This is a genomic window from Neptuniibacter caesariensis, from assembly GCF_000153345.1.
Lineage (GTDB): Bacteria > Pseudomonadota > Gammaproteobacteria > Pseudomonadales > Balneatricaceae > Neptuniibacter > Neptuniibacter caesariensis.
On record NZ_CH724125.1, the window covers coordinates 447,738 to 458,158 of the forward strand.

The following is a 10,421-nucleotide window of genomic DNA, read 5'->3' on the forward strand; positions in this document are numbered from 1 at the left end:
TTTGCCATTTTAGTGCCCCATCAAAAAACCAAGTTAATAATATTATGTTATCAAGTGGAGAAAATAAATGATTTGATGTTATTTGCTCTTGAGGTGACCATAGATACCGATTCAGGCGGTTCCCGTACTGAGACAGGATTTCCGAACATAATAAGAGAGAACCCATGGAAACCTTTTTTCGATACACACTGACACTGTTAATCAGTACTGTGGCTGGTTTTCAGTTTGTGCAAGTGATTACCCGTTATGTCTTTGAGACACCCGTGATGGGCCTAGAAGAGGTGGCGGTTATCCCAACCCTTTGGCTTTACATTCTTGGAGCAATTAATGCTTCACGTGAAGATACCCAGATCAGAGCGAATGTTCTCGATATCTTTCTGGATACCGAGCGTGCAAGACATATCCTGCTGATCATTTCAGAAACACTGAGCATCGCTATCTCGATCTGGCTCACTATCTGGGCATGGGATTATCTCAATTATGCCTGGCGTGTCTGGAAAGAAACGCCAACCCTGTATTTGCCGACTTTCATCTATGACAGTGCCTTATTTACCGGTTTGTTATTTATGACGCTATTTACCGGTTGGCATTTACTTAAAAACATCCAGTTCATGATCAAGGGTGGTCCCTCTGCGGATCAAGCTGTAGACCATGACTACCCGGATACCTCTGAGGTAGCTGAATTTTCCGTACTCGATAATCATGAAGAGGGGCGCAGTCGTGGTTGAGATTGCACTGTTAGGTTTTGTTGTTCTTATTTTATTGCTGACCCTGGGCGTTCCGCTTCCTTATTGCTTTGGTGCTGGCCTGATGGTGATGACTATCATCGGTGATGCCACGATGAAAGGGATGATGGTTTGGGGCTTTAATCAGTTGACGAATCCGGTCCTTTTGGCACTGCCTCTGTTCGTGTTTGCTGGCACGATTATGAGTGTGAGTGGCATCGCCGGTAGCTTGTTGAACTTTGTTAACGTGTTTGTCGGTCGTGTCCGCGGCGGACTTGGCGTTGTCGCTTCTGTCAGTTGTGCAATTATTGGCGCGATCTCAGGAAGCGGGCTTACGGGTATTGCCGCGATTGGCCCACTATTGATTCCTGAGATGGAAAAGAAAGGTTATCCGCGTGCCTATGCAACTGCTTTGGTGGCTAACTCTTCTATCCTGGGTCTGCTGATTCCTCCTAGCGTAACCATGATTGTTTATGGCTGGGTGACTGAAACCTCTATTCTGGCGTGCTTCCTGGCTACGTTAGGGCCTGGGCTGCTAATCACCTTTAACTTTGCAGTCATCAACTTGATTGTTTCCAGAAAGTTTCCGCTGGTGTTGGACGAGCCAATGGAATTCAAGGCGATGATGAAAGAGGCCGGTAAACGAACCTTTAATGCGGTTCCTGCTTTGCTGATGCCGGTCATTATTCTGGGTGGTATCTATGGCGGGGTAATGACTCCAACCGAAGCTGCCGCGGTTGCAGTGATCTACGCATTGCCTGTGGGCTTTATGATCTATAAAGGACTGACCTGGAAGACTTTCCTGGCATCAGGCAAAGAGTCTGCGACTGCAGTAGGTTCTATCTTAATCATGATTTTGTTCAGTCTGATGCTGAGCCAGATCTATGTCATGGAAGATATTCCCCAGGCATTGGTTGAGAAGATCTTTGAGCTAACAACCGATAAGACCTTACTGCTTATTCTGGTCAATATCTTTCTCTTCGCGATTGGCATGATCGTGAATGACATCACGGCAATTATCTTAACCGCGCCGCTGCTTTTACCGCTGATGACAGCGATAGGAGTTGGGCCGGTGCAATTTGCTGCGATCATCGGTGTGAATACAGCTATGGGTGGTGTGACACCTCCTTACGCGAGCATTTTGTATCTGGGGGCACGCATTGGTGAGGTGAAATTCACTGAAATAGTGAAGCCGGCCATGATGCTGATCCTGTTTGGCTATGTACCGGTAGTGTTCCTGGTTTCTTTGTGGCCTGACTTATCTGAATTTATTCCAAGAGCTTTTGGCTATTAAAGCCATTCACATTAATTACTAAAGCGATCCAGTCATTCGGGCAGAGTGACCATGATCAATCATGAGGAAAATAAAAATGAATAAACCTATGTTAAAGCGTCTTGCCCTGGCTTTGTCCCTATCAATTTCGGCAGTGGGTATGGCACAAGCTGCAACGTTGAAACTATCTCACGTTCGCCCGCAGGGGACTGCAATTGATAACGATGCCAAATGGTTCGCTGGCAAAGTTAAAGAAGCCACTGATGGAAAGATCAAAGTAAAGATCTATGCGGCAAACGCTTTAGGTGATTACACGGTTGTTCAGGAACGTGTCTCCATGGGTGCCGTTGATATGGCGGTTCAACCACCAGCATCCGGTGTAGATAAACGCTTCCAGATCATCTACATGCCTTACATGGTTAAGGATTGGGATGATGCGCGCAAAGTGTTCGCCCCTGGCTCTGCGATGCGAAATACCGTATCCGATCTGTACGCTAAGCAAGATATTAAAGTATTAGGTGCTTGGCCGGTTTATTTTGGAGGTATCGCACTTAACAAACAGGTTGAAGGTGCGGCTGATGCCAATGTAGATAAAGGCGTCAAAGTACGTGTGCCGCCGATTAAAACTTTCCAGATGCTGGCTGACAACACCGGTTACATTGGTTCACCTCTGCCTTTCTCCGAAGCATTTACAGCGGTTCAAACCGGCGTAGTTGATGGGGTAATCGGTTCTGGTGCAGAAGGGTACTTTGCGTCATTCCGCGATGTAACTAAATCATACATTCCTTTGAATACACACTTTGAAATTTGGTTCCTGGTGATCAATCAGGAGCGCTTTAACGATCTGGACGCTGATCAGCAGAAAGCCTTGGAAGCGGCTTCACTAGAGTTTGAAAACCGTCGCTGGGAAAGCGCGCAGACAGACCAAAAAGCCAATGAAAAGCGCCTGGCTGATGCAGGTGCAACCATTGTTGATGTGACTCCAGAGCAGATTGATGCAACGGCAGATAAGGTTCGCGCAAATGTATGGCCTGAGATTATGAAAGATCTTGGTCAGGATTGGGCGAAAGATGTGCTTAAAGACGTTGTCGCACGCTAAATAGTATGTAGCGCCCCAGTATTGGGGCGTGTAGCGCTTCGATAAAGGTTCCCCCGTTATTCGGGGGAGCCCCAAGGAATAAGTATGACGAATAAACAGACAGCAACGCCTTATGACGCAGATGTGGCCATCATCGGAGGTGGTTTAGTCGGTCTGGCGATTGCCGTTGGATTGATCAAGAAAAACCTCAACGTGGTGATCTTCGATGAAGGTGATCAGGCATTTCGTGCGTCGCGGGGTAATTTCGGTCTTGTGTGGGTGCAAGGAAAGGGCGATACCTGTGTTGAATATGCACGTTTATCAAGGTTGTCAGCGGAATTGTGGCCTGGCCTGGCCGATGAGTTAAGTGCAGTCACAGGTATTGATGTCCAGTTAGAACAGGATGGCGGTTTTTTCTTCTGTTTTAGCGAAGAAGAGCTTGAGCAGCGTATCGAAATGCTTAAAAGCATGCGTGACGCGCAAGATGGGGATTATCCATTTGAAGTATTGAGGCAGGATGAATTGAAAAAGCGTCTGCCCGACATTGGTCCGGATGTCACGGGGGCAACCTTTGGCCCACTGGATGGGCATGTAAACCCATTACTGATGCTGCGTGCGTTGACGGAATACTTTATTAAACGAGGCGGTAAGTTTGTTAACAACGGCACCGTGAAGGAAATAACACCAGAAGCTACAGGTTTCTCTGTCGTTTCGGAGGGTCAGACTTATCGGTATGGAAAAGTCGTTCTGGCTGCTGGGTTGGGTAATAAAGCCCTGGCGCCGTTATTGGGCTTGGAGGCTCCTGTTGAACCTAACCGAGGCCAGGTGCTGGTTGCTGAAAGAGTTGAACCATTTCTGCAATATCCGACATCCCATGTACGTCAAACCCGCGAGGGGACAATCCAATGTGGGGATTCCAAAGAAGATGTCGGCTTCGATGAGGGGACGACAACAGAAGTGATGGCGCAAATTGCTAAACGCGCAGTCACGCTGTTCCCTAAATTAGCTCAGGCCCAGTTAGTGAGAGCCTGGGGAGCATTGCGCATCATGACACCTGATGGTTATCCAGTCTATGAACAGTCTCAGCAATACCCAGGCGCTTATGTAGTGACCTGCCATAGCGGTGTAACACTGGCGGCTGCCCATGCAGGCCCCATTGCGAACTGGATTGCAGGTGAGGGTTTTAATCTCGATTTCTCGATGGAGGTATTCAGTGCCAAACGTTTCTCAGTTTAACCGTCTGAAGACTCGATCAGCTTCGAAGGTTGAGGTCTTTATCGAGGGTGAAAAAGTAGAAGCCTATGCCGGCGAAAGTGCTGCTTCTGTGGTGTTACGTGCAGGTATGCTGCCATCGAGGACAACCAGTGTTTCTGGTGAAGGTAGAGCTCCTTACTGCATGATGGGTGTGTGTTTCGAATGTCTTTTGGAAATTGATGGTATCGCAAACGTGCAGGGCTGTATGACACCCGTTGTAGATGGAATGGAGATCCGTCGCCAAAATGGTGCAAGAGCCCTGATGACAACCGCTATCGAAACGAAAAACCAGAAGGCTGAGATCTGCCACCCAACAAAGAATAGTGAACTGATCGAAGGGAGGGTTGCAGGTGAAGTATGAACTGGCGGTGATTGGTGCCGGGCCTGCGGGCATGGCGGCTGCGCTTAATGCGGCAGATCAGGGGGTTAGTGTTGTTGTTTTCGATGAGCAGGCCGTTGCCGGTGGGCAGATTTATCGGTCTGTTTCACAACCCTTACTGGCAGATGAAAAAATACTGGGCAAAGATTATTACTACGGCGCAGGTCTAGTGAATCGTTTCAATAAGCGATTGCAGGGCGATATCGATTTTGTCAGTAATGCCAGCGTTTGGGAGATTACCCGAGATAAAGAGATTAATGTATCGGTAGCCGGTCAAAGCTATACCTATCAGGCAGATAAAGTCATTCTGGCTAGTGGTGCTCAAGAGCGCCCCGTTCCATTTCCTGGTTGGACGTTGCCTGGTGTCATGACCTGCGGATCGGCGCAAATCTTATTGAAAAGCAGTGCCGTGGTTCCGGCTGAACCCCTGGTTATTGCCGGAAGCGGACCTCTGCTTCTATTGATTACCTGTCAGTTACTTCGAGCCGGTGTGAAAGTTGACGCCGTGCTGGATACAACCCCTTCCGATAATTACAGGACCTCAGCAAAGCACTTTTTTAGCGCGCTGAAAGGATGGAGATATCTGGCAAAAGGCCTTGGCTTGTTACTGGAGTTAAAGCGATCAGGTATCCGGTATATATCACAGGCATCGGCGCTTGAAGCTAAGGCTGGCGAAGATGGTCGGCTTTCTGAAATTACCTTTAAGCATAAAGATCAACGTCAAACACTACCATGCACCACTTTGCTTGTTCATCAGGGGGTTATTCCTAATGTGCAATTGAGCCGTTCGGTTGAGATTGCTCATAAGTGGTCTGAAATTCAGTCTTGCTGGCACCCAGACACCGATGAATATGGCGCAAGCCTTAGTCATCCAGATATCTATGTAGCCGGTGATGGTAAGGGCATTGTTGGGGCATTAGCAGCAGAAATTTCGGGTGCATGTACAGGAACTCAGGTTGCCTTCATGCTCAATAAAATTGCGGCTAACGAGCGTGATTTAATTATCGAACCTTTGCATAAAGAGATGTTGAAGCAAATGGCGATAAGGCCATTCTTAGACGAGCTCTATAAACCAGAGAAAGCTTTTAGGCTACCTTCAGACAATACGGTGGTATGTCGATGTGAAGAGGTCACTGCAGGGGAAATTCGCAGCTACGTCAGGGCAGGGTGTAAAGGGCCTAACCAAACAAAAGCGTTCGGCAGACCAGGTATGGGTCCTTGCCAAGGACGTATGTGCGGTATCACCGTATCTAATCTAATCGCGGAAGAGTCAGATCTCCCAATAGAAACAGTGGGTTATTACAAGGTGAGAGCCCCTATAAAACCGCTCAAGTTGGGTGAACTTGCGCAGATGTCTAAACAATAGCTTTTATAAGGAGTGCAGATGAGCATTCAGCGTCTTCATACGGGCCCAAGAATGAGCCGAACGGTTATTCATCAGAACACGGTTTATCTCTGTGGCCAGGTTGGAAGTGATCCTAAATCAGGTATTAAAGAACAAACCGCAACAATGCTTGAAAAGGTGGATAGCCTACTGGCAGAGGCGGGTAGTAGCCGTGAGAGTATTTTATCGGCCACCCTGTATATAAAAGATATGGTTTATTTTTCTGAAATGAACGAAGTATGGGATGCCTGGGTACCCGAAGGTGCAGCACCAGCCCGAGCCTGTGTTGAAGCCGCAATGGCATCCCCTGAGTTACTTGTTGAGGTGTCTGTCATCGCGGCGGTTTCTCAAAGCCCGGAATAAGCATTCATTGGCGAGGCTCTTTTGATCAAGAGTTATTGGCGGCCTTTTAAAGCCGCCTTTTTTATTTCTGCCAAAAGGTTTTTTTTGCCTCTTCTAACGCTTCACTTCGACTAATGCCGATGTCTGATAGGATTCGGTTATCCATCTGCAACAAGGTTTTCCTTGTGTGATGGTTATGTCGCCAAAGCCTTAGTTTTTGTTTTGCGCTAACCCAGAATGAGAATAGTTTTAGTGAATTGTTCTCAATGCTTCGGTTGGAGCATTTATCAAGTCTAATAGCTTCACATGTCATTTTGTTGCTCCTTACTGTCGTGTTTATGTTGTTATGATGTCGCTTTGACACCTATGCTGACAAACGAGTAATATTTCTTTTCACTTAAGAAAAAGTTAACTGATATGGAAAGGCTTCCCCCTTTAAAAGCGCTAAGGGTTTTTCAGGTTGCAGCGGAACTAGGTAGCTTCAAGCTGGCAGCGGATAGATTACATGTGACCCAGGCGGCCGTTAGTCAGCAGATTCGTTTGCTGGAAGAGTATTTCGATGAGGCTTTATTTGTCCGCCTGAACCGAGAGGTGCAGCTAACGCCTGCGGCAATGACATTGTTGCCCTATTTACAGAAAGCTTTTGAGCTGATTAGTGAAGGGGCCAGAACCCTATCGCAGGATCCTAATCCGGACCAGCTTAAGATTACGACGATCGCTTCTTTTGCCGCGCGCTGGTTAGTGCCACGATTAAACGGGTTTCAGCGTGAGAACCCTGAATTAAGTTGTTATGTCTCGACAACGGATACGGTATTTAACTTCAGTGACAGCTCTCAGGATATCGCGATTCGATTTAGCCCGGGAGGAACCTCGGGTCTCCATGAGGCATTACTGTCAACCGACTATGTGCTGCCGTTATGTCATCCGACACTTCTAGTGCAACAAACCGATAAGCAGCTTCCTCTACTTATCGACGACTCCAGCGATATTCGAGAGGTCAATGCGTCGTTTATTGAGCTATTTGGTGGTGATCAGCATGTGGCTTTGAAAATGCGCGATTCATCGATACTGATCGATGCTGCACTAAATGGGCAGGGGATTGCTGCGGTACGTTATAGTCTTGCGATGGAGCAGATTAAGCATGGCCTGTTGGTGCCTGCGAGATCTATCTACTGGAATTCCCCTTATAGTTATTATCTTGTGGCGCCTGAGCCATTCTTTAAACGCCCTAAGGTTGCAGCCTTTATCAATTGGGTGATGGCGGAAGCGAAGGTGATTGAGGAACACTGGCAAAAATTCTGCGTTGACCAGCACCTAAAGCATGTTTGATTTGCTCACAATCAGTTTAGTTGCTGAGTAGTGCGAACATTACTCACAAGGTTTCGGCCATTTTGTTTCGCATAATACATGCAGTCATCTGCTGCAGAGAGTAGTTCGCTGGCCTGAACGATCTCAGGCATTTGGTTGAGACTGGCAACGCCAATAGACGTTGTTAGTTTCAGTGTATGAGCCTGGTATTTTATCTCAAGGGATTCAATGGCTTCGCGCAGCCTTTCAGCAAGAATTAATGCATCATCTTCGCTTGTATCTGGCAGTAGAATCGCAAATTCTTCGCCGCCGATGCGTCCAGCCATATCGGATTCGCGTAGCATAGCTTCCATTATTTTAGCGACCTCAACCAACACACTATCTCCGGCGCTATGACCGTTATCATCATTGATGCGCTTGAAATGATCGAGGTCCAGCATACATAACGAAAGTTCTCTGTGATAACGTTTCGCCCGAGCCAGCTCAGCTTCTAAGGTTGTCAAAAACTTACGTCGATTGGCTAGTGAGGTGAGCTCATCTGTTGTTGCCAGTCGATGCAGGTTCGCTTCTGTTTGTTGCTCTTCAATCAGCAGGCTAACAAAATCAGCGGTACGTGTAATCAGGTATAAGTCTCTATCTATAGGGCTGCAGGCATTTTCATGATAGATCGCGAACGTACCCAAAAGGCGGCCTTTTTTACCAAAAATCGGTTCTGACCAGCAGCTCCCTAAAGAGTGTACTGCAGCAAGTTCCTTGAAAGCAGCCCAGTAGGGGTGAGTCTGTATATCTTCGACGATGACGCGCTTTTGATGGAATGCAGCAGTACCGCATGAACCGACACCGTCGCCAATCTGAACCCCATCAATGGCCTGATTGTAGGCTTCAGGAAGGGAAGGCGCAGCACAACCCATCAGGTGTTGCCCTGAATCGTCAAGTAACAGGATTGAGCACTGACTTCCGGGGTTGAGTCTTTCTATACCTTTAAGCACTTTGTCTAGAATTTTGTTGAGCGATGAGCCTTCAAGAGCGGATTGCATCGCTTCGCTTCTGATCCTGTCGAGCGTGGAGAAGTAGTGCTTTTGCGTAATATCTTCTCCTGCACTCAGCATGCCGGTCAGATTCCCGTCATCATCAAACTGAAGTTTGTTATGCCAGGCGATAATCAGATGATTACCATCGCTATCCAGCACTGCGTTTTCCGTGTATTCGAGATCCTTAGATAGGTACCCGCGCTCAATTGATTTCAGATAACTCTGGTAACGATCTTCCATCTCTGAGATATAGCGAGGGCTGTACCAGAGGCTATGTAGAATATCAGTTTCTTCATAACCCAGAATCTCACAACCTTTGCGATTGATCATGGTAATACGGCCCTCTGTATCCAAAACCATCATCATGGTTTCTACAGTATCGAGGTAACTCTGCGCACGGTCACGTTCTCGAATAATGTCCCTTTGTGCTTTCGATAAGCGCAACAGAATCATAGCCAGGATAAAGGTGAACCCTAACCCACCGATTAAAACCCAAATTGCTCTGTCAGAGTGATCCATTAATGCAGGGTGCTTAGGTGAAACTGAGAGTTCTAACTGCCACAATCGTCCCAGTGATTCGAAGACGACACTTTGGCTTAGCCAGGATGAGCCTATCTGGTCTTGCCCGGTATTAGCCATTTCGGTTGATCTGTTGCCAATGAGGTCACTGAGCTTAACAGCCATCTTATCGTCATGTACGGAGAGGATATCCAGAATAGTTTGTGGCTTTACCAGCGCGACAATGTAACCGCGGATAGTTTGAAAGCGAGTGAGTGGTACAGACTGAATATCAGCATTTCGGAAAACAGGTCTGAAAAACAGAACGGAAGCGCTACCTTCATTATCCTGAACCAACTTGAAAGGTGCAGATGATAGAAAGTCGATGTCCTGGCTTAGTGTTTTGATCATCACCTCTTTATTGATCTTTCTGGATGCCACATTAAATCCAATTATGCTGCGGTTTTTTTCCAGTGGCTGGGTCAGCAGAACGGGATAATATTCTTCCTGATGAGAAGAAGGGGCGAGGGTGTTGGTCGTAGCTTGCAGTTCAGTAATGCCCTGGTTGTAGCCCAGGTTTTTAAGTTGTTCTTCAAAGAATGGCCTTTGATCGTGTAAAACTCGAGGGGCCCAGTGTACAGCCCAAAACTCAGGGTGCCGTTTAAGAATAGGGTTTATAAAAGATCTGTAGCTCTCTTCCGTAGGATTTGGCGTATTCGATATGTAACTGGCAACGGCATCCAGTATTTCTATCGTTGTTGCAATCTCAGTTTGTAATAGCGCCTGTCGTTCTCCAATAAGCTTATCCAGGGCTGATTGCTTCTTTTGAGCTTCAAGCTCAGCACTGTAAAGATAGCCAAACACACTAAGTGCCGTTCCGATCAAGCCGATCAGAATTACATTTAGGTGTTTTTTTAAAGGCGAAAAACTTTCCAACATATCTCTCGTTATTACAGGCAAACACTAAAAACAGTCTCAGCTAATTTAGCTGAGTTGGCAAGATTGAGCACAATCTTTCCCATTGTATCTTTTGTTGGTTTTATATGCGCTGCAACTAATTAATAAATATTTATGACAAAAATTCTATTCGAAGAACGGAAGTGGGACTAATTATCCAAATAAAGATGGATCGAATCGTAAATATAACAA

Annotated in this window: 11 protein-coding genes; 9 read left to right on the forward strand and 2 right to left on the reverse strand. The window is 46.8% G+C overall.

Going from position 1 to position 10,421, the window contains the following annotated elements; genetic code table 11:
• The 8 genes from MED92_RS19170 to MED92_RS02230 all read left to right on the forward strand — a co-directional run.
• Nucleotides 1-192 (forward strand): hypothetical protein (locus MED92_RS19170; RefSeq protein WP_238321482.1); only part of this gene is annotated, 192 nt, incomplete at its 5' end.
• Complete coding sequence (locus tag MED92_RS02200; protein ID WP_007019838.1) at nt 165-728, forward strand: TRAP transporter small permease; 564 nt, start codon at nt 165-167, stop codon at nt 726-728. The genes MED92_RS19170 and MED92_RS02200, both read left to right, overlap by 28 nt.
• Nucleotides 721-2,019 (forward strand): TRAP transporter large permease, encoded by a 1,299-nt coding sequence (locus MED92_RS02205; protein WP_007019839.1) that lies wholly within the window; start codon nt 721-723, stop codon nt 2,017-2,019. The genes MED92_RS02200 and MED92_RS02205 overlap by 8 nt, the downstream gene beginning before the upstream one ends.
• 76 nt (nt 2,020-2,095) lie before the next feature.
• Entirely contained in the window at nt 2,096-3,097 is a 1,002-nt protein-coding gene (gene dctP / locus MED92_RS02210) for a TRAP transporter substrate-binding protein DctP (RefSeq protein WP_007019840.1), read from the forward strand.
• 84 nt (nt 3,098-3,181) lie between these two features.
• Nucleotides 3,182-4,312 carry an NAD(P)/FAD-dependent oxidoreductase gene (locus tag MED92_RS02215; protein ID WP_007019841.1) on the forward strand — a complete coding sequence of 377 codons (1,131 nt, stop codon included), beginning with the start codon at nt 3,182-3,184 and terminating at the stop codon, nt 4,310-4,312.
• The gene (locus MED92_RS02220) at nt 4,290-4,691 is read left to right on the forward strand and encodes a (2Fe-2S)-binding protein (RefSeq protein WP_007019842.1); all 402 of its coding nucleotides are present in this window, start codon (nt 4,290-4,292) and stop codon (nt 4,689-4,691) included. The genes MED92_RS02215 and MED92_RS02220 overlap by 23 nt, the downstream gene beginning before the upstream one ends.
• Entirely contained in the window at nt 4,681-6,075 is a 1,395-nt protein-coding gene (locus MED92_RS02225) for an FAD/NAD(P)-dependent oxidoreductase (RefSeq protein WP_007019843.1), read from the forward strand. Before MED92_RS02220 ends, MED92_RS02225 begins: the two co-directional genes overlap by 11 nt.
• An 18-nt stretch (nt 6,076-6,093) precedes the next feature.
• Complete coding sequence (locus MED92_RS02230; protein ID WP_007019844.1) at nt 6,094-6,456, forward strand: RidA family protein; 363 nt, start codon at nt 6,094-6,096, stop codon at nt 6,454-6,456.
• Nucleotides 6,457-6,517: 61 nt separating this feature from the next.
• Here MED92_RS02230 and MED92_RS02235 read toward each other — a convergent pair whose 3' ends face one another.
• The gene (locus tag MED92_RS02235) at nt 6,518-6,748 is read right to left on the reverse strand and encodes a DUF1127 domain-containing protein (protein ID WP_007019845.1); all 231 of its coding nucleotides are present in this window, start codon (nt 6,746-6,748) and stop codon (nt 6,518-6,520) included.
• A 104-nt stretch (nt 6,749-6,852) separates the two neighbouring features.
• Here MED92_RS02235 and MED92_RS02240 point away from each other — a divergent pair, with 104 nt between their 5' ends.
• Entirely contained in the window at nt 6,853-7,764 is a 912-nt protein-coding gene (locus MED92_RS02240; RefSeq protein ID WP_007019846.1) for a LysR substrate-binding domain-containing protein, read from the forward strand.
• A gap of 11 nt (nt 7,765-7,775) precedes the next feature.
• Here the strand turns inward: MED92_RS02240 and MED92_RS18340 are convergent, their stop codons facing one another.
• Nucleotides 7,776-10,211 (reverse strand): diguanylate cyclase, encoded by a 2,436-nt coding sequence (locus MED92_RS18340; RefSeq protein WP_007019847.1) that lies wholly within the window; start codon nt 10,209-10,211, stop codon nt 7,776-7,778.
• Between the last annotated feature and the right edge of the window lie 210 nt (nt 10,212-10,421).